Source organism: Candidatus Hodarchaeum mangrovi, assembly GCF_975850365.1.
Genome location: NZ_CDLCQJ010000023.1, coordinates 13,867 through 34,743 on the forward strand (window position 1 = coordinate 13,867; position 20,877 = coordinate 34,743).

16 protein-coding genes are annotated in these 20,877 nt (G+C 31.9%); 4 read left to right on the forward strand and 12 right to left on the reverse strand.

Annotation, left to right across the window (positions count from 1 at the left end):
• Positions 1-10: 10 nt before the first annotated feature.
• Together ACWVCY_RS03220 and ACWVCY_RS03225 are read right to left on the reverse strand one after the other, a co-directional pair.
• Positions 11-1,264: a hypothetical protein gene (locus tag ACWVCY_RS03220; protein WP_455140249.1), complete on the reverse strand. Its 1,254-nt coding sequence runs from the start codon at positions 1,262-1,264 to the stop codon at positions 11-13.
• 13 nt (positions 1,265-1,277) lie between these two features.
• Positions 1,278-1,670, reverse strand: a complete 393-nt coding sequence (locus ACWVCY_RS03225) for a hypothetical protein (protein ID WP_455140250.1) — start codon at positions 1,668-1,670, stop codon at positions 1,278-1,280.
• Positions 1,671-1,882: 212 nt separating this feature from the next.
• Here ACWVCY_RS03225 and ACWVCY_RS03230 point away from each other — a divergent pair, with 212 nt between their 5' ends.
• A complete protein-coding gene (locus ACWVCY_RS03230; RefSeq protein WP_455140251.1) occupies positions 1,883-5,080 on the forward strand; it encodes a hypothetical protein in 3,198 nt (1,065 codons plus the stop codon).
• Here ACWVCY_RS03230 and lpdD read toward each other — a convergent pair.
• The 3 genes from lpdD to ACWVCY_RS03245 all read right to left on the reverse strand — a co-directional run bounded on the left by lpdD (position 5,077) and on the right by ACWVCY_RS03245 (position 6,515).
• Positions 5,077-5,454 (reverse strand): prenylated flavin chaperone LpdD, encoded by a 378-nt coding sequence (lpdD, locus tag ACWVCY_RS03235; protein WP_455140264.1) that lies wholly within the window; start codon positions 5,452-5,454, stop codon positions 5,077-5,079. The genes ACWVCY_RS03230 and lpdD overlap by 4 nt on opposite strands.
• Before the next feature lie 177 nt (positions 5,455-5,631).
• The gene (locus ACWVCY_RS03240) at positions 5,632-6,051 is read right to left on the reverse strand and encodes a hypothetical protein (protein WP_455140252.1); all 420 of its coding nucleotides are present in this window, start codon (positions 6,049-6,051) and stop codon (positions 5,632-5,634) included.
• Between the two features lie 2 nt (positions 6,052-6,053).
• Positions 6,054-6,515 (reverse strand): hypothetical protein, encoded by a 462-nt coding sequence (locus ACWVCY_RS03245; protein WP_455140253.1) that lies wholly within the window; start codon positions 6,513-6,515, stop codon positions 6,054-6,056.
• A 225-nt stretch (positions 6,516-6,740) separates the two neighbouring features.
• Here ACWVCY_RS03245 and ACWVCY_RS03250 point away from each other — a divergent pair, with 225 nt between their 5' ends.
• Complete coding sequence (locus ACWVCY_RS03250) at positions 6,741-9,362, forward strand: DUF5814 domain-containing protein (RefSeq protein ID WP_455140254.1); 2,622 nt, start codon at positions 6,741-6,743, stop codon at positions 9,360-9,362.
• A gap of 27 nt (positions 9,363-9,389) precedes the next feature.
• On the opposite strand, the gene ACWVCY_RS03255 is transcribed toward ACWVCY_RS03250, so the two are convergent.
• The 6 genes from ACWVCY_RS03255 to ACWVCY_RS03280 are packed head-to-tail and all read right to left on the reverse strand — an operon-like array spanning position 9,390 to position 15,963.
• Entirely contained in the window at positions 9,390-9,569 is a 180-nt protein-coding gene (locus ACWVCY_RS03255) for a hypothetical protein (protein WP_455140255.1), read from the reverse strand.
• A gap of 55 nt (positions 9,570-9,624) precedes the next feature.
• Positions 9,625-11,007 (reverse strand): phosphomannomutase/phosphoglucomutase, encoded by a 1,383-nt coding sequence (locus tag ACWVCY_RS03260; RefSeq protein ID WP_455140256.1) that lies wholly within the window; start codon positions 11,005-11,007, stop codon positions 9,625-9,627.
• 27 nt (positions 11,008-11,034) lie between these two features.
• Positions 11,035-11,808 carry a hypothetical protein gene (locus ACWVCY_RS03265; RefSeq protein WP_455140257.1) on the reverse strand — a complete coding sequence of 258 codons (774 nt, stop codon included), beginning with the start codon at positions 11,806-11,808 and terminating at the stop codon, positions 11,035-11,037.
• A 1-nt stretch (position 11,809) separates the two neighbouring features.
• A complete protein-coding gene (locus tag ACWVCY_RS03270; RefSeq protein ID WP_455140265.1) occupies positions 11,810-12,898 on the reverse strand; it encodes an iron-containing alcohol dehydrogenase in 1,089 nt (362 codons plus the stop codon).
• 54 nt (positions 12,899-12,952) lie between these two features.
• Positions 12,953-14,032: a lysylphosphatidylglycerol synthase transmembrane domain-containing protein gene (locus tag ACWVCY_RS03275; RefSeq protein ID WP_455140258.1), complete on the reverse strand. Its 1,080-nt coding sequence runs from the start codon at positions 14,030-14,032 to the stop codon at positions 12,953-12,955.
• A gap of 8 nt (positions 14,033-14,040) precedes the next feature.
• Positions 14,041-15,963: an arginine--tRNA ligase gene (locus tag ACWVCY_RS03280; protein ID WP_455140259.1), complete on the reverse strand. Its 1,923-nt coding sequence runs from the start codon at positions 15,961-15,963 to the stop codon at positions 14,041-14,043.
• Between the two features lie 363 nt (positions 15,964-16,326).
• On the opposite strand from ACWVCY_RS03280, the gene ACWVCY_RS03285 reads away from it, so the two are divergent.
• On the forward strand, positions 16,327-17,583 hold the full coding sequence (locus ACWVCY_RS03285; protein WP_455140260.1) for an aminotransferase-like domain-containing protein: 1,257 nt from the start codon (positions 16,327-16,329) through the stop codon (positions 17,581-17,583).
• A 9-nt stretch (positions 17,584-17,592) separates the two neighbouring features.
• Here the strand turns inward: ACWVCY_RS03285 and ACWVCY_RS03290 are convergent, their stop codons facing one another.
• Entirely contained in the window at positions 17,593-19,269 is a 1,677-nt protein-coding gene (locus ACWVCY_RS03290; RefSeq protein WP_455140261.1) for a hypothetical protein, read from the reverse strand.
• Between the two features lie 297 nt (positions 19,270-19,566).
• Between ACWVCY_RS03290 and ACWVCY_RS03295 the strand changes: the two genes are divergently transcribed.
• Positions 19,567-20,877 (forward strand): archaellin/type IV pilin N-terminal domain-containing protein (locus ACWVCY_RS03295; protein ID WP_455140262.1); only part of this gene is annotated, 1,311 nt, incomplete at its 3' end.

The following is a 20,877-nucleotide window of genomic DNA, read 5'->3' on the forward strand; positions in this document are numbered from 1 at the left end:
TATATTTTTATTAACCTTGTTTTGAAATTACCTCAGAACGGATGCTTTTAGCTCTATCTTTCCTTTCCTCTAAAGATTCAGCTAAATTTACTAAAGATTTTTCTGTGAGGGATATTTCATTATCTTTTTCTTCTAATTTGGATTTCAACTCCCCCATCTTCGTTTCAAGTTGTATTAACTTCTCATTAACTCTTCGAAATTCGCTGGATGTCTCATCTTGGTCTTTTAGATTAGCCAACTGCTTCCATTCTTCTTTAAGTACGTTCATTTTTCCTTTTTCAATATTTAAAAGTTCTTGTTTCATATTAGTTAGATGTTTTTGTTTTAATTTTAAACTCTCTTCTCCGACCTTTATTAATTCTTGAAATAAAGATATTATTTCAGGATTTGTCTCACTCTCTTCAAGATATCTTTTTACAGGTTCTTCTTCATACGCAATAGCAGCATTTACTAGTCCAAAATCGCCTGAAATAGATCCTCGTTGAACTTCCCGTGCATATTTTTTGAAAATTTTCTTAAAAGAATTTAAATGCCTCCCAATCTCTATTTCTAGCTCAGTCATTCTTATTCCCCTTTCCCTAGAGTTTCTTAATACAGGATCTTCAAAAAGTTTTGAAATATCATTTTCTAAAGTCTGAATTTCATTTGAAAGGGATTCACGATCTAATTTTATAGCCTCCAATTCTACTTCAGTTGTTTCCTTCTTAATTTTCAGCTCTTCCACATCTTTATATAACCCATCTAAATCCTCTAGAGCTTTTATAACGGTATATTCTGCTTTCTGTAACTCTCTAAGATCTTTTAAATCAGAGTTTAATTTTGAAATGGGACCATATATCCCTCTTTTCTTAAGCATGAAGTCAAGTCCCATTATTGAATCTGTATTCTTTTGTTCACGGGTTGTATCATTCATTAAGCGAGATAATGATCTAATAAATTGATTAAAATCATTAAAACTTAAATTATTTTTAGGATTCGGAATATCAAACTCGTCAAACTGGTTATAAAGAAAATGAACAAGTGAATTCATTGCTTTCAACGATCTAAAGTAAATTTTTCCTTTTTTAGTAATTTTTTGAACCCCCTCTTCAGTCAACTGAGGATCAGTTTCATCTAAAAGTTTTTTACTTCCCTCACGAACCTTTTCGGCTTCCTTTTGGACACTTTCCCGAATTCTACGACTTTTTTCATAGGCGATATTTATTGTTTTAAACATTTGTTTATTAATTTCTTCAATATACTCCGCTATTTCGCTTTTCGACAATGTATCACCAGTTCTACCTTTTTTTCGCGTAATAAAGTGAAGAGATAAATAATTCTTCCAGTCGGGTAATCATCAACTCAATATTCGCTTTTTCCTTCCCTTGTTTTTTAACTCCTATTATTAAATGATTAATTTCATTATTATTGGAATCAAAATTCATGACTCCTGATAAAACAGGACGAACATTCTCCCAAATCTGTGGAATTACAGCTGATAATTGTTCAAATTCTGTATCTTCCATGTCAACTATTGATTCATTACTTCTTTTTAGTCCAGTTAATGGAAAACCATTTTCGTCACTAATAAATGATGCTATTACTAGATGTGAGTCGCTTCCCCCAGTCATTTGTTTAGAAAGGATAGCACGTAAGGATAATCGCATTTGACTCTCTAGATTTCGTTTCAATCTGCTTTCAACCTGCTAACTTTTCTTTATCCTAAGGATGTGGAAGATTTTTTTAAGAATTTTCGGTATATTATCTTTTTAAAATTCTGGGTTGTCTTTTACCGGAAAAATTTGTCATGTCGAAAGGATAATATTTTCAAAGAAAGCAAACTCAAAACGGCTAAGTTTGAAAATTAAAACTAATTCAAAGCCCTAATTGACGTGAAAGACCAATGTTTCGAGTAAAATTCACGAAAAAACATATTTATTCCTATATTTCGCTTTTATTCTTTATTATTTTAACCTCTTCCCAGATATTCTTAATAAATGGATTTATCCCTATTTTCGGGGCACAAGATAAAGAAGAGATTATAGAAGATTCAATTATTCCAAACACTCTAGTAAGTAAAATTACTAGTTCAACATATTTTATTGGTAATTATACTTTTGATCTCGAGAGTCTGTATAATTATGTTAAATCTTTATATGACGATAAAGAAGCAATATTTTCTGAAGCCTCAAATGGGTATTATACATCTATTGCCACTTTTGAGGCTCTTTCAATATTACGGTTTTTTGGATTAGATTACTATCTATTTGGCCCTGATTGGCAGAAAAAAGAAGATGCTATTTCAAATAAACTTCTTGTGGATTTAAAGGATAAAGATTCTAATGGATATCTCCTATATGATCCTGAATCATCTGATATCAATGTTCTTTCACTAGAAGGAACCTACGGAGTTTTTGCCTCACTATGGGTTATGAATGAACTTTTTTTGCTAAAGCAAAGATCAATTAATTTAGTTGATTTTATTATCAATACAGTCTTTAATAAATCCGATAATTCATTTCATGAAATCGGAAGAAAATCATCTATAAAGGCAACATTTCATGCTCTTACTATTCTTGACCTGGTTTATAAGTGTGTAACATTACCTGAACTTAGGGATACTGTAACTACTCCTGTTGTTACTCAAAACGTAACCGATTTTATGGATAACCATTCTTTAAATATTTTTACATTCTTAGATAACCATTGGTCAAATAATTCAATTTTTGAATCTTCTGATCAACGTAAACTTATCGAAAATAACTGGTATGCTTTACAATCAATCTCTATTCTCGAACGGTTTGCCAAAATTATAATGTCGCCTCTCCCAAAGACTTTGATAGATTATAAAGCCTCAATAGTTAATTGGATTAAGGGATTAGTTGTCTCTGAAGGAACTACAATGGGTGGAATAACAGTATCTCCTTCTAAAATCAGTACTCTTTCAGAAACTGCATTAAGTTATGCCATATTAAATCTTCTTAATGCTACAAACGAACTGAATCATTCTGAAACACTTAAGTTTGTGTATTCGTCTCAATTTCTACGAAGAGAAAATAGAACGTTCACTGCAACGGAAGAATCGGATATTGGAGGATTTAGTTCAAATAACATTACTCACAGTAAAACTTATGTCAATAAACGAGTTAATATTCATGATACTTATTATGGTGCATTAACTCTCCTTCTAACTGGTGATTTATATTCATCTATTGATTTAGATCTAAAAACATCACACTATGAAGATAATATAAACATTAATCAATCAAATTTTATTATTCAAGGAAATATAGCTGAAATTAAAGAAGGTTTTACTGTTTATAATTACAAGCCACATGGATCATTTGTAGTAAATAGTTTTATTGATAATTGGAATTTAACCCATTCTTCATATTTAGAAACAAATTCAGCATTTATTGGTAAATCTAATGCGATATATGTTGTGAAATTAGAAAATGACACACTAGCTAATTATAACTGGATGCTAGGTCCCCATCAAATGATAAACCAATTAACTATACGAAATCTCCCAGTTATACGTCCTCCTACTTTTAATTTCACTTCGGAGATCTTCGTTGGTTACTCAACGGTAACAAGATTTAATAATTCAATGATTAAGCCAGGTGATAATGTAACGGTTTCTATATTTCTCCAAAATCGAAGTGTATTATCTTATTCTGTTGAAAATATCACACAGGGGACTATTAGTGCTAATTTAACAACTCCAACTAACAACACAACATCATTTTTTATTAATAAGGCTATTAATGAAACATCGAAATCTATAGACTTTATTTGGAATTTAACCAAAGATAGTGTTCTTGGTTCATGGAAAATATCAATTTTTTACAATAATGGTAGTTTCAAGCAATTTATTTCTATTTTTGTAGAAGTTGATGATGAAATTTTTCTTTATAATATCTCAAAACTACCAATTTATTATCCAGGTAATGAGTTGAATCTTAATGTATCATTGAAATATAGCTCTGGGGCTTTCACAGCTAGGGCAAATGCATCTTTAATTTTTTCGAGCAATATTACATCTAATAAGAAGTTTATGGTAAAGTTATCTTACCTAGGTGGAAATGAATATTCTACAAATGAAAATTTTTGTCCTCTTCAATTTTTATATGGTTACTATAATGTTTCAGTTGAATTCACATGGAATCAGTCATCTGGTTATAAATTTGAAATTATAGAAAATGATAGCCTGCCTTTAATACGAATTGAAGGAATTCCAACCATTACCAATGCCTCCCTCAAAACAGAATATCGAAATATTACTCAAATAGACAATATTACAATATATATTGGAGAAACAATAAATTATTCATTAAGAATCGGTTTTTCTACTCCAGGTGGAGTTAATGAAATTAAAAATTCTTCCCTTATTAGTATAAATGCAGGAATCATTAATAATTCTCTTCCAGCTCAATTTATTCAAAACTATAAAGTAGTTTATTCAAATGAAACAATACATATTAGTGCCCAAGTTAATCCAAACCTTCCAATTGCTACATTTGGATCCAGATTTCGCATTAAATCAGAATGGAATAATTCTTTTGTTTTCATTCGTGATCCAATTAATACAAGCAATCCCTTAAATTATAATTTCACTTTAGATGGAAAATTGGTTATTACTGAAGTTGATTATGTTGCTTCAGATTATGAAGAGGGATTATCTACTTTTGCTCTTGATACTACATCTGTTCTGTCCATTTCTTTCAGAATTGGAAATGAAAAATTAAATAATATCTCTGTTCCTAATCTCAATCTTTTTGGAATTTTGGACTATTTAGAACATCCAGGGAAGTTTAATCAATCTTTACCTAGTATTACAACTGCATTAGACCAAAATGAGTCTGCTATATACTTTTTAGCGTTCCCAACGACGAGTTTATCTCCCAATAAATATGAAATTACTATTTATACACATACTGCTTTAAAAGCTAACACATTAGTAGGAAAATTATATCCTGGCTTTAAAATAATAAAAACTTTCAACCCTCAACCACCTATTCAGCCTTATGAACTAATTATAATTATTCTCGGCATAAGTTTCATTGGCCTGGCTTATGTAAACGTAAAAAAGTTTCGTTAAAAAAAAATTAGAATCTCCTTTGACCATCTGGTAACCCAAAGTTCAAGGAATTCAATAATTTCTTTTATTTCTTCTTTGGTTGGTGATTGAAGATGAATTCCAAACAAGACAATTATATTTCTCTGAGTGATCTTTGCTATGGTACGTGCCAAAATTCCTGCTACTTCTGCATCACGATGATGAGGAAGTGAGAAAATATGATAATTTGCTGATTTTTCACCAGTAATCCGCAAATATGGAACTCCTACTCCTATACCACCTAAATGATCATTTGGACCTTCTATATTAACTATTAAATCTTGACCTTTAAGATATACTCTGAGGTTGAAAACATACTCCTTAAATTTTGTACTCTGTCGAAATATTTCTTTCAGAAATAATCACAACCGAAAAATGATGAAAAACATGAATTTCTGTTTGGATTAAGGTGATTCTGTATCTGTCAAAATTTTAAGATTAGAGCAGAAAACCTAAATTTTGAATAGGATAAGTCATATATCCACTATCTAGAATTACCTTTAAGGAATTACATTTTCGATAAGAATTATGAACTATTCTTCAAGACTTGAGATGTCCTCCTCTAGGACTCTATTCTCTTTTATTAGTCGGAGTTTTTCAGTTTCTAAGTTTTCTAGATTTGTTTTGGTATTTTTTATTTCATTTGCTAATTCCATGTCTCTTTTCTCAATTGTAACCTTCTTTTCATTCAATTGAGATCGAATCATCTCTAAGTTTGCTATTTCTTCATTAAGAGATGTTTTTTTCATTTTCAAATCCTGAATTTTCGTTTCATATTCAAGTTTGTTCTTCTTAAGATTTTCTTGAAGATTTGAGAGATCTATTTGTAATTCTTCTATAGTTTTCCCTTTTTTTTCTTTTGATTCTACAATTAATTGTTCTACTCCTGGAGGAGAACATACTGGACAAGGTGCTCTTATAAAATAAGAACCACATCGTTGACATGTAGGCATTTTTAGTTTTCTCCTTCATTATTACTCTTTGTCTTAATATAAGTTAATTTCTCTTGTAATTCTTCTTTTCGTGATCTCAATGATTCTATTTCTTGTCTTAATAATTGTTGATTTTGTTTAAGTTCGTTTTTCATAGATTCATTAAGTTTGACACGAGACTCAAGATCAGAAACTTTAGTTTTAATACTATCAACCTCAGTCCTTAATTTTTGTTCTGTTTCTTCTAGATTAGTTAATTCTCCACCAATATTTTTTAGTTCCGATTCTTTTTCTGCTGAAAGAATTTTAAGTTCATTTTCTCCTTTCTCTATTGAATCTAAAAGTTCTAATGGGTCAATGATTCGGACATTCTTTGATTTTTCAATCTCTATTGTTCTCACAGGGGAATTAGGAGAGTCTTCTGGAGTGCAATGAGGACAAGAGCTTTCTGAGAAATAAGATCCACATTTCGAGCATATTGGCAATTATTTTCACCTAATTTAATTCTAACATATGATTCTATAATTACTACATCAAGAGAGGTAAATTCTCAATGGTGCTAGCCCATCTTAGATCTGATCTTTTTCTTTATAAAACTATCAAATTATATTCTTTACCTGATAAATAATAGATATACATAAAGAGTAATTAAACGATAAAACGATTATATATCGATTTAAATTGAAACCCAATTAGGTTGTTGCATAACAGTGAGCTCTTTATATAATATTCGTTCAATTGTATCTACAATCATACTACCGTTTAAACAAGAGAACACTGTACAAATTTTATGTTTTTCACGTGGAAGATTAAATAAGAGAAAACCAATTTACAAAGGTAGAATTGAGTTTTTGTTTAAACATGATTCATTATGGAGACCACGACGAATATTATGGGAAGAACAGGGAAAATGGAAAGCATATCCCCCTAAAAATACTATTCAAGAAATTTTTGTGCAATCAAGTATTATTATTTTAGATAAAAACCTCACCTCGAGAGAGAAAGAGGGGATTAAAAATTATTGTCATGATTTTGCTATAAAGACCAAGCTTATAGAAGGTGAATTGTGTCCATTTTGCCTAATTCATGAAGAAATTACTTGGTTATCAGCCTCAGATAATTATTTAGCGTATAATCGAATAATTTGTAAGTCCTGTGCAATTTCTGAATTAGAAAAGGAATTAAAAGCTAAAAAAGTGGATTTATTAGCTAGTCCAGGGTTTAAGAGATATGCTCTTAATTTGCTTAATAGATTTCAAGATTCTAATGTGGTTGCTGAATTTCTAACGAAGGGAGATTCAGACTTAAGTGAAATTACTATGGTTAATCAGATTCATCAAATGTCAGTTACAGAAAGAAACAAAACACTTCAACCAGTATCAAAGTTTGAACTTCCCTTAATTATTTCCCAGTCATTAAAATTACGAAATATTAATTTTTTCCTCCCGATTCAAGTTTTAGCTTTAAAAAAGGGTTTATTGCAAGGAAAAAGTCTTCTTGTGATTGCGAACACCAGTGCAGGAAAAACTTTGATTGCAGAGATCGCAGGAATTAACCATGTTATGTCTTTGAAAAAAATGATTTATATCGTTCCCTTAGTTGCCTTGGCAAATACTAAATTTGAAGATTTCAAGAATTATTACGGTTCTCAAGTCAAAGTAGGACTAAGAATAGGTAAGTCACGAATTTTCGATTCTGAAGAAGAAAGAAAAGAATTTTATGCAAATCGATATAGTATAAAGGACTCAGATATCATTATTGCCACATATGAAGGTCTTGATTTGTTGTTAAGAGCTGGAGATATTGATTTTGATCAAATAGGGTGTATTATTATCGATGAAATTCAATCTCTAGCAGATCCAGATCGAGGCCCAACTCTTGATTGTTTAATAGCAAAAATTCGAACTTACACAAAAAAAGCACAGATTTTATGCCTTTCAGCAACTATTGGAAACCCCATAGAACTAGCACAAGATCTTTCTTTAGATTTAGTAACTTATGATCAGAGACCAGTCTCTCTTGAACAACATGTACTAATTTCAAGAAGTTTTCAAGATAAACTACGTCAAATCTATAATTTAATAAAAAAAGAAACCCAGTTTGTATCTTCGACAGGATTCAGAGGTCAAACAATAATTTTTACAAATTCACGAAGAAAAACAGCAGAAATCACTGATTATTTACAAGAATGTGGAATAAGAGAAGCAAGAGCTTATCATTCAGGACTTTCTTATAAACTTCGAAAACGAATTGAACAAGCGTTCACAAAGGGAGAATGTCCTGCAATTGTCAGTACATATGCATTAGGTGCAGGAGTCGATTTTCCAGCATCACAGGTAATTTTTGAATCCTTAATGATGGGAAATAAACTTCTCGATCCGAATACTTTTACCCAAATGCATGGAAGAGCTGGAAGATTAGGAAAACATGATCGTGGCCGAGCTGTTCTGTTATGTTTAGGAGAATCAGTTTCTTCTCTTGATGCACGGAGTGAAATAGAAATCGCATTTGAACTTTTGAAAGCAGAACTTATTTCTATCACTCCTAATTATGATGAAAACTCATGTGGGGAACAAATATTATCAATTTGCTCGTCTAAACCTCAAATTTCTCCTAAGGAAGCTTATAGAATATATAATAAAATGATTGGAACAAAGAATTTTAATTTCAGACATGTCACCAATAGTTTGATTCAAAATTCATTAATAAAAATAAAAACACATAACAAATTAAGATATCTAAACTTAACATCTTTGGGTCGTGCAGCAGTCTTATCATTTTTTTCTCCATTAAAAGTAATATCAATTAAAAAGCATATTCAAAGACAGGAACACTTTTTATCTATTGCTCTTGAATCTAATCCTCCTCAGAATGTTTATATCTCACGAAAACTCCATACTTATCTAGAAAAGACTTATCATATGCGCTTTTCAACTCGACTTATCAATAGTCCTGTTTTAGATGTTATGACTTCGTCCTTGCAGGGAAAAGAAGGAACAGAGCTAAATAAATGGTGTTTAACTTTATTTTCTAAATGGACTCAACAGATCTTTAATTGTAAATGTAGAGAAAATCCATATTGCGATCATGGATCTCAAAGGATTGGTAAACTAATCCTTGACGAGAGACTTGCAGGGAAAGGAATTAACCAGATTTCTGCTACAATGAGTAGATATGAGTTATTACTTTATCCAGGGGATATTCTCTCATTTTTGAACAATTTAATCCATGAATTAGAGGGAATTGAACGTATAGCACAGGCTCTCAAGAACCTAAAACTTGCTAAAACAATAACAATCATGATAAATAAGATTGAAATCCCTCCAAATTGAAACTCATATATAATTATGTCTCTATTCCTAGTTATTTCGTGAAGAATGACTTTTCCAATATTTTAAAAATAGTCCTAAGCCTGCAAACGCTATTAGAAATCCTACAATATAAAAAAAAGCTGAAATAACATCACCTGCTGTTCCTCCAAATCCTGCAAGAAATAATCCAATAATAATTAAAAAACCGCCAAGTATTCGCTCATCCATATTCTACACCTAAATATTTAATTGTGTTTATTAACTACTTTATTAAAAATACTGATCAACTATGTCTTTCTATCTCTCCTGTTATGAGTTCCTGCATATAATCTCGGTATTCATCTAGTTTATGCAAATTAATTGCCTCAGCTCGCGCGGAAATAACTGGCTCAGTACCACTTTGACGAATAAGTATCCATCCATCATCAAATTCTGCTCTTATACCATCAATAGTAATAGAATTTACTGCTTCTTTTGAAAGTAATTCAACCAAATTGGAAACAACTTTAGATTTGATTTCCTCTGGACAATGTATCCGAATTTCTTCTGTTGAAGGGTATACAGGAAGTTGTTCTAAAAGCTCTGAAAAGGATTTGCTGGATTTAGATAGAATTTCAATCATTTTTAAGGCTGAATATACTGCATCATCAAATCCATAATAATCTAAACCAAAATAATAATGACCACTCAGTTCTCCTGCAAAAATTGCTCCTTTTTTTAAAAGGGTTTCATGAATCCAGGAGTGTCCAACCTTAGTAAAGGTAACTGTTGCCCCAATATTAGTAAGATATTCGTAAGTCGCTCTAGAAGTCTTAATATCAATTAAAATCTCTGATTTAGGTTTTTTATTTAATAAATATCTTCCAAAAAGCATAATTACTTGATCAGGCTTTACTATATTCCCTTTTTCGTCAACAAAACCTATTCTGTCTCCATCAGCATCGAAACCAATTCCAACATCAATTTTTTGTTCTTTTATTAATTCAACAAGGAATTTTAATGAAGATTCTTTTGCTGGATCTGGAATCATTATTGGAAATCGCCCATCTGGTTCTGAATGTAGCGATCTAACTATCAATCCTTTCGATTCAAGTAAGGAGAGAATAGGAAAACAAGTTCCATTCCCTAGTTCAACCCCTACGATCAATTTGGAGCTTGGATTAAAAGACTTATTCTGATATGTCCAATATTGTACATTATTTATTTTATCTATATTTAATTGTTTTCCATAACTCATTATTGGGGCAGAGAAAAGTAAATTTTCTTTTAATTTCCTTTTAACTTCCTGAAACAGATTATTTATATGAAATGAAATTCCATCTTCATTGCAAACTTTAATTCCATTATATTCAATTGGATTATGACTTGCTGTTACCATTATCCCTCCATTGATTTCCTTATTATTGACTGCTAAGAAATATATTGTAGGTGTGGTACATATACCAACATCAAGAACATTACAACCAGCTTCCAGTAATCCTGTCGTTAGTGCTGATTTTATTAAAGGGGTGGATATTCTGACGTCACCACCTATAACTATATTCCTACCTATGCCAAATTGGTTTCCTAAGCATTTTCCAAGATTCATTGCCGTAGTTGAAGAAAAATCGGTTGGAAATTTCCCTCTAATGTCATAAGTTTTAAAGATATGATCCTGAAAGTCCATCTTTTCACCTTTAACTGTTATTTTAGATTAAATATATTCATCTAATGTAGGTTTTTTTGGATATATTATATCTTGGAGAGGTTTCCATTCCCAATTATAACGGATAAATGTGTATTTACGGTCATAAATTCTCTTATGATTTTGTTGAAAGAAGTTCATAAGGTTTTTATCTTTAACATTTGGATATCCTAGTCCAAGTGTATTCTCAGGAAGCTGTTCTTGTCTCTCTATTTCTCGTAATTTTTGATCTCTAATGAATTTAGCGATAATAGAAGCTACTGAAACAATAGGAAACAGCTGGTCAGCTTTTTTTGATATAAAAACACTTTTTTTAATTAAAGATTTATCATTTAAAGAAAAACCAATCCCGTGTTTAGTTAGAATGCGTTTGTACCAAAATTCTTTACCCAAACTATGAAAATACATCTTTAATTCGTGCATGGTATATTTTGGGTTGGAAATCGTGTCAATCTTCACAGTTTCACTACATAGCCCAAGAATTAACCGACCAATAGCTCTAATTTCAAGTAAATTCAAATTATCCTTTGGTCGTTTGTCTAACACATTATCAATTTCTACTGCTGTAATTTCCTCTACTTTATATTCGATTGAAGAGTCTTGTAATAATTTCGCTAGTTTTTCTCTTTCTTTTCTCCCCTCAATTCCTTGAAATAATTTAGAATCCTTTATACCTTGAGTTTGATTTAAAATATCCTCTTGAAAGGTGACTCCAACGATTATTAACGGACCAAAAACACTCCCTCTTCCTGCCTCATCTATCCCAGCTATTATTTGAGACAAATCAATCTATTCCAGTTATTTCAAGAGCATTAATAAGTGCTGATTTTGTTATTCCTTCCGAAAGTATAGTATAACGATTTGGACGAATTTTTTGAGCAACATTGACTGCATTTAAGAAAATATCCCTATCTAGTTTTAGATCTTTCAATGTTAAGGGTGCTTTGACTCTTTCCAATACATTTTGGATTCTTTGCCAATCTCCACCATGTAAATACATCATCAATATAGATACTAATCCAGTCTTATGCCCATGAGCGATATTTAATCTCTCTTTTTCTGCAACTTTATCCAGAGCATGACTTACTAAATGTTCTGACCCACTTGCTGGTCTTGAAGATCCTGCTATACACATTGCAACCCCAGAACTAGCCAAAGCTTTCAATAGGTCTCTTGCTCCCTTTTCACTAATAAAACCCTGACCTAATGACGAAACCCTATCTGAGACCAAAGTTGCAGTCATTTCTGCAAACGTTGCAGCATAAATATCAAACTTTTCGCCTTTTAATCTGTTTGCTAACCTCCAATCTCGAATTGCAACCCATTTAGATAAAACATCACCTACTCCAGCAGAAATTGATGCTTCAGATGCTTGGGAAACAAGTTTTGTATCTCCTATTATTGCTAAAGGCGATGTTGGAATATAACTTGGAAAATGGCCTGTTTTTCCTTCTCTCTTTATTTTTTCACGAAGAAGAAAATTAATATATGGACTAGAAAAACCATCATGACTTGCATTAGTTGGAATAGCTATATAATCCCTTTTAGCGATGCTAGCAATAACTTTGACATAATCTATTATCTTTCCTCCCCCTACAGCCATTAACTGAGTTTCGAAATCGGGTAAGTTAGTAGCATAGTTATTTAGATCTTCCAAAGTGATAGAATTAGAAAGAGAAATATGATCATATGTAATATGATCTTCTAATTCAGGTATAACTAAGTCATGAGTGATTTTTTGTGTTTCAGTTTTTCCACTGAAAATCATGATTTTTGATATACCAATGTCGTCACAAACGCTTGAAATTTTCTTGATAGCATTCGGTCCAAAAGCTACTCTTCTAGAAACTACAATCTCTTGTATAGAGTTAATATGTTTATCCTCCTAACAAGGTTTTTTATAATTTTTATCTTTTCTCTTGAGTTCTTAATTCATTTTTTTTCTATTATTTCCAATTTCTGATTCATCAGATGAAATTTTTTTCTTTATCCGGAATATTTCCATACCACCAAGCTTTAAAGAGGCAATACCCCCTAAGACTCCTAGCATTATAGTTTTTGCAAAACGATCAATGAGAGCAATACTTACTGCTCCACTACCAGGATAATTAGGTGTTCCATAAAGAATTATCGCTACTACAGCTTCATACTCTCCCATGGCTCCGGGTAAAATCGGAATAATAAATGTTATATTTCCTGCACACGACGCTGCTATTACCCATGGGAGATCAATAACATTCAAATATCCTTCATGAGCTGGAAAGACAGTGAATGCAATAACATACAACATTATTCCTTCAATTATCCATATGGAAGCTGAAGTGATTATTCCTGAAATTAAAAGATTTGGTTTTAATCGAAGATCATGTAATCCATTTTGAAAGGAGTTATAAACCGATTGAAGTCTTTCACTAATAAATGACGGGAAAAAGTCTATTAGAGTGTTTCCTATATCCGGAAGTATAAGAAGAGCTGCTAAAATTATCAATCCAGCAAAAGAGAAGACAAATAAAAAAATTATAAGCTGCTGAATTATTTTTGAATCGTTAAGAGAGGTAAGAGAGTTTCCAAGTAAAAAAAGAGTTCCTGTTACAACAATAAGTAATCCAATTATACTTAAAACCTGTTCGATTACTATAGATGAAAAAGTATCGGAATATTTGGTATTATAATTTCGTTTTAAAGAGTACATCCTCACTGCTTCCCCAGCGCGAGCAATTGTAAAGAGATTTATCATTAAAGCTGATATAGTGGGAAGAAATAACTTGGTAAAGTTGAGATCAACACCTTGAGCGAGTAATAATAATTTCCAGCGATAGGTACGCACAATCATATCAACAAAATATAGTGAAATAAGTGAAATAGATAATACAAACATACCCCAGAATCCTAATTGGAGTATACTTTCAATAAGCATTATAGGTTGAACATACAATAAAATAATTAACAAAACAACTAATGTAAGTGAATATATTATTAAACTTGTTAACTTATTAGAAACACGCATAAAAACCCTCACATTTCGTCAACTAAGGAAATTCCAAGTATTTTAAGGACATTTTCCATTACTATGAGAAAGCATTCAACTATCAAAATTCTGAATGCTTTCAGGTCTGGAGATTCAGCATTTAAAACAGGAGACGTTTCATAAAACTTATTAAAAGAGGAGGCTAATTCATTTGCATATTTAGTCATTTGAATGGGTTGGAAAACAGACGCGGCCTCTTCAACAATAACGGAAAATCTAAGGAGATCTAATATTAATTGTTTCTCTTGGAGAGAGATTTGTTCCTCATTAATTATATACTGTTTTTTTACCTTATGCTTTCCCATTTTCTCAAGAATCTTATTAGCACGAACATGAGAATAAACTAGAAAGGGACCAGTATCCCCTTCCAAGGAAGTTGCATCTTCAATTCGAAATTTAATTTCTGTTTCAGTAGAAAATTTGGCAAGCCAATAGCGAATGGCACCCACTGATAATTTTAAAGTAATTTCACGTTTTTTAGAATAATCTGACTCTAAATCAGGACGTTTTAAAGAAATCACTTTGTAAGCTTCATCGAATGTGTCTTGGAGTACTGCATCAGCCCAAGCCCTTTCTTCATACCAGTTTCCAGATCTCCCCGAGAAACGGGCATGGGGAGCATTGACATGCTTATAAGATAAATGAAACGAATTTTCATATTTTTCATTCATATTCAATAGTTTTAAGGTGTGTCGCACAATTTCCTGAAGAAATTCTTGTTCTACGCCTATTACATTACAAACTCTGTTAGCTTTTCCGAATTCAATAGATGGATATTTTGCAACATTTAAATTACTACTACTCCAGAGCTTTTTACCTTCACCACTTTCATTTTTTTGTTGAACGATCCCATTACTAATTAATGAAGCTTTGACAATTCCAAACTTCCAAAATTGTAGAGCAACATCATGCGCTACATAAGTTGGAACTCCATTCGATCTTACAAAGATTTTAACAGGGTTTTTTTTATCTTGAAACTCAGGAAGATCACCTAAATAAGCCACAAAGCAACCTTTATTTTCCCCTTTGGTTTCCCAAGTAAAAGAACTATTTTTTTCTAATAAATGTAATGTTTCTTCCCATATTCCTGATTTAGATATGTCTGATTCCCAAACAAGATAATCATAAGTAATTCCATATTGCCATGCAGTTTCTAAATTCACATCTACACATGCTTGGCAAATATTACGCATATAGCTATATAAAATGGGGTCATCTCTCATATTGATCATAATAGCATCTACTTCGTCCCATTTATTCGATTCTTCTAGAAATTTGTTACTTTGTGAATATAATCTCCCAAGCCAAACGTCAAATTTTTCTGATGGGTCTCTAGATAATTCAAATTGAATACCATTAAGAAAACCCCATACTAAAGTAGCTACTTGCCTTCCTAAATCATCAATAAGATTATGAACCTCAATTTCCCATCCATTCCAATGATATAATCGCGAAATAATGTCTCCAAGTATTGCATTCCTTAAATTACCAATGTGAAGAGGTTTTACAGGGTTAATAGATGTATGTTCAATAACGATCTTTTTCCCTTGCCCAGAGTTGTTTTTTCCATAATTATTTTTCTCAAGTTTTATTTTTCTATTTAATTCTTTGAATATCATTAAAAAATTAAAATAAAAATTTATATATCCATTAGCAGATTTAACTTTTTGTATCATACTATTTTCAGATAAATTTTTATTAATATCAAGCGATATGATTTCAGAAATCTGTTTAGGGGGTTTTCGTAGACTTTTAGCTAATTTAAAGGCTATATTTGATGATCTCTCCCCCAGATCAAGAGAAGGAGGAATTTCAATCGATCTTGAAATAGTCTCCATAATATCAATATCAACTGTCATTAACTGTGAGATTGAATGAGAGAGTGCCTCTATGACTAGATTATCAAGCATTATCATCTTCACCGTCTTGCTTGGATATATTATTTTTTTTTAACCCTTTAACCTGTGATAGATTCCAAATAAGATTTACTTAGAAAAAAATTTTGTATCTTTCCAAGTCAAAGCATTGGTTCATATCATACACTTTCTAATTTGAGGAGTTGGTTTTTCTGAGGGTATATATAATGTTTCTAAGAAAAGGTGAAAACCTAATATTTCTACTGATTTACTTTATTTCACCAGTTTACCCGAAATTACATACGGAAAAACTTATACCAGCAAAATAATATATATAGTACAAATTTTTTCTAATGGGTCAGATCATTAAAGCATTATTATGTCCAATTTTTTAACTGAGAAATGGAAGGGCTTCTTATGACTCCTCCTTATTATGATCAACTTGCTGAATGGACTGAATTTGTTCCAGAAAGCGAAATTCGTAGACTTCTTCTAATTCAAGTGAAGTATTATTTTGGTGGAGGAAAACCTGGTAGTCTCCCTATTGGAACATTTCAAAAAATACTCTACCAAATTGCTGAAGAGTTAGAAACAGAAGGTTTAGACATCCTCAATTATGGCCCAACAGGTGGTCTTCCATCTTTAAAAAAGACCTTAGGGAATCGAATAAAGAGAAAAGATAATGTAATTCTCCCAAATGGAGAAGATGACATCTTGATCTCAACTGGCTCTCAACAGATGTTATATGGGCTATTAGACGTTCTTCTTCGGCCAAAAGATGTAATTGTCATGGCTCGTCCCTCTTATTTAGGTTTTGTGGTTCCAGTGACAAAATTAGGGGGAGAGGTTCTCTCAGTCCCCTCTGATATGAATGGATTAATTCCAGAATATGTCGAAAAAGCAATAATTATAAGTGAAAGGGAATTAAAACGTACTCCGAAAGCTGTATACGTTGTTTCCGATTCAGATAACCCTAAAGGAACAACAATTTCGGAAAAAAGACGAAAGGAACTTTTTAATATTGCCACTCAACACGAAATTTTAATAATAGAGGATTCTGCATATCGCGAGATTCAGTTCACAAAAATCCCAGATCCCATAAAGAGTTATGATAAAGAAAATGAATGGGTTGCGTATCTACGAACTAGTAGTAAGGAAGCTGCAGTTCTCCGTCTCGGATATTCAGTTCTTCCAGAAAAATTAATGGATCCCATGATTAAGGATAAAGGCTATCTGGATTTGTGTACACCCTCATTAAATCAAAGAATTTTAGATATTTATTATTCAAATTATATTGATAAAGTTCTAGGCGATATCTTAAGAGTATACAAAGAAAGACGAGACGTTATGCAGAAAGTAATTGATGATTTCTTTCCCTCCGATGGGAGCCGTACAAATCCAACAGGTGGTTTTTTCTTCTGGTATATGCTTAATAATGAGCATTTTGACTCAGCTAAGTTCATGCAAGATGTTGCAATTCCAAACGAAGTTGTTTATGTCCCTGGTCAATCTTTCTATCCCATTAGAGGTTACTCTATTAGTAAGAATGACAATGAGTTGCATGGAAACAGAATTAAAACTAATGGTATGCGATTAAGCTATTCTTATACAACTCCTGAAATCATTCAAGAAGGAATGGAAAGATTAGGGAAACTATTACAGCAAGTGGCTTAATTATTTTTTTTAATTAAATTTTCCTGGGTTAATATACCAAGTGTGCCCAGGATAAGCCCCCTCCTTTAATTGACGCTGAAATATATCAACAATATTATTTATTCCAGTTAATAATGCTAAATCTAACCAATTCCAAGAAACTTCTTGGTTAGATTTTTGGGGAGCAAAACGTCCAAAGTTTAAAGAAAGCATTATTTCTCTTGTTCGAATCGATCTTCGTAACTCAATATTTTTCGAATTTTCTTTAAGCTCTTCTATTTGAGCATTAAGGATTTGTTCCTCTGATGAAAAAATTCCTCGTAAATAATTATGCATGTTTTTTAAAGATGTAACAATCTCCTGTGATTCTGAACTGTTATTAAATATCTCAAATATGTCATATACTTCCTTTTTAAGTATTGGAGTTTGATTATCATTCGCTGCGGTGACCCCCCATGGTGTATTATAAAAAATACGGTTAGAACGTATTAGAACTGGAGTGGGTAATTTTAATCGCCGCATCGCAGGAATTACAGCTGAATAATATTTCGTCTCTCCACCTCCTCCTATGTGGACAAATATAGGAAATGTGATGCAATTTACTACTGCTCTTGAATCAGATCTAGGAGTAATAATGGTAGCTATATCTGATAAATCAGGATTTACACTATTGTATGTATAATCATATTCCTCATTACAATTTGTACATTTTCCTACTAAAGTTCCAGGTTCACGAATCCTTAATTCGATTCGAGTCTTATTTATGCATCGGGAACACTCCATAAAAAAGGGTACATAATCATGACTTCGATAAGGAAGCCCTGGAGATATGTTTTTATCCATTAAATAGTTGTATATGTCATTAAGGATCTGAATATATGTAATACGGTTTTGTTCTGTAAGAAGAAACTCAAAACCAGAAATAACCAACTTTCTATACTCTAAATTACTGGATGGTAAGAGAAAAAGCTGTTTATCACTTATTACATTAAATAATTGACTCCAAATCCTTTGAATCCAATTTGAAAAATTATTACTTGAAATAGCTTTGCTATAAATAAGATTAAACCAAGAATTAAAACGTTCAAATAACAATTGACGATATTCAAGCTTTATATTTGCGTATTTGAACAAGAGTCTTAAATTTTCCTGGATTTTTACCCTATTCTCCTGAAACCAAGACTCAGAGGGAATCGATACTTGATGTATTGGGGTTAAAGCAGGCAATGTAAGAGTTGAATCATTTAAAGTTAAACCAGAGGAGGAATTGGATTGAGGAAACCGAGCCACAGTTAATTCATTTTGAATAGAATCATGATCACCAATAAAAAAGAGGGTTCCTAAATTCGATAGCTTTCCCAGCCATTCTGTTAGAGCTACTTTGTTAAAAATAAATACAGGGCCACCCAAAAATAATGGTTGATGACTTACTTCAATTATTCCATTATTTATTTTTTCAAGAGATTCTTTAACACTAGAAGTCAATGTACCATATTTTCGATGGTTTTGTGTGGCAATTTGTCTTAATTTCTCAAGATTTTCTTCATAATCTTGAAAATTTAAGGGTGCATATTGTTTTTCTAAAATTTTACCGATTTGTGAAAAAGATGATGGAATTTCTCCCCAAAATTTTAAACTAGTGTTTGATGGATTGCCTAATGCTGCGTTTCGATATATATCTAATAATGATGGTTCCCTGCTATCCAAAATATCCCTTTCCTAATGTTTTAAGCTTAAAACTAAATTGATTAAGCATCTTCTAAATCTATTCATATTACTTTTTTAATGTAATAGGTATAAAATGTTCCATTGAGGTAAAATTTCTACTTAGACTTAAATCCATAAGAATCCAAGTAGATTTTACGATTCTCAGAGTTTGAAAATTCTTTTATATCTTATAATGAAGTAACATTTAGAATAAAAGATACTCTTTATTAACTTCATGATAATTCTAAAATTCCATGAAAAAAACTGTTTAAAGCTGTTATTTGGAGAGATTTACATTTGAAATTATTGATTCACCTAATAAGAAAGAGAAGAGCAATATCCCCGGTTATTGCTGTAATTTTGTTGATTGGGTTGGCAGTAGCTGCAACAGCAGCTATATTTATAGTCGTGCTCCCGCTTTTTCAAGCTACCACCGATCTGGAAATAGCTGATGCGTTTGTTGAATATGATGATGATTATACACGGACACTTGATCAGGGTGTAGGTTATGGAAAAGGTACTGTAATTCTGACAAATGCTGGAACTGGTTCAGTTGATGTGGTCTCAATCATGATATATTATGCCACGCCTTTCACAGAAATTTGGACAGAAATAACAAATGCAGGAAGTATACAAGGAATTACTAATGATGATCCATATACGGTCAATCCTCTCGCTACAAACGAGGAACTGACCATCCGCTTTACCATTCCTGTAGAAAACTATGATAATGCAGTTCTCTATAAGATTGTCGTTACAACTGATGAGGGTGATAAATTGGATACAAGCAAGACAGCAATTGTCTCAGAAACAGATATGCAACTTTCAAAAGATCGCCCAGCAATCTCCTTCTCCGCAGCTACTTTAACACCTAGCGGGTACATTCGTAGAACGTATGATGTTGGACCAATGTCTGTTTCTGATAACTCTGGTATAAAAAATGTTACTTATTCTGTTTATTCCTCTCCAGGAGGCTCTTTAATAAGAACAAAAACTATTACAAGTTCACTTTGGAAATGGAGGTGGGAAACATTTAATTTTAGTGCTGAAGGAGAAGATAATGGAAATTACCATGTAATTATGACTGTAAATGATTATGGTGGACTCTCAGCTAGCACAGGACAAATAACTTTTACAATCGACAATGATTATGTAAAACCAACTATTACTAATATTGTAGGATCCAGTACAAAAAATGGAGTTAATATTGCAGAAGTTGGAGAATCATTTTCAGTTTCAGCGACTATTACTGATTCAGGATCCGTTGTTTCAGCTGTGAATCGTGCTTTTATCTATTATAAATTAAATTCTAGTGTTACCTATTTCTCAACTGCAATGCTAAAAGGATCAGGGAACACATGGACTGGAAATATCCCTGCAGTATTTATAACTAGCGAAGCACTTTTAAAGGATATTGATTATTATATTAGAGCTATTGATGATGATGAGAATTTTAATCAATCCGAGTTAAAGTTAGCTGATACAATTGACACAACAGAACCCAATTTTTATTCTCATGTATTTGAAGGTGAATCAATAACAGGACAACCAACTCTTGTGGGAGAAGAAAATCTGCCATTAACTATATCGGTAGCTGTTGAAGATAAG

Bases quoted from the DNA above. Each gene is read 5' to 3' on its own strand.
- ACWVCY_RS03230 (WP_455140251.1), top strand. From the start codon at position 1,883: ATGTTTCGAGTAAAATTCACGAAAAAACATATTTATTCCTATATTTCG.
- ACWVCY_RS03240 (WP_455140252.1), bottom strand. From the start codon at position 6,051: ATGCCTACATGTCAACGATGTGGTTCTTATTTTATAAGAGCACCTTGT.
- ACWVCY_RS03255 (WP_455140255.1), bottom strand. From the start codon at position 9,569: ATGGATGAGCGAATACTTGGCGGTTTTTTAATTATTATTGGATTATTT.
- ACWVCY_RS03260 (WP_455140256.1), bottom strand. From the start codon at position 11,007: ATGGACTTTCAGGATCATATCTTTAAAACTTATGACATTAGAGGGAAA.
- ACWVCY_RS03275 (WP_455140258.1), bottom strand. From the start codon at position 14,032: ATGCGTGTTTCTAATAAGTTAACAAGTTTAATAATATATTCACTTACA.
- ACWVCY_RS03280 (WP_455140259.1), bottom strand. From the start codon at position 15,963: ATGCTTGATAATCTAGTCATAGAGGCACTCTCTCATTCAATCTCACAG.
- ACWVCY_RS03285 (WP_455140260.1), top strand. From the start codon at position 16,327: ATGACTCCTCCTTATTATGATCAACTTGCTGAATGGACTGAATTTGTT.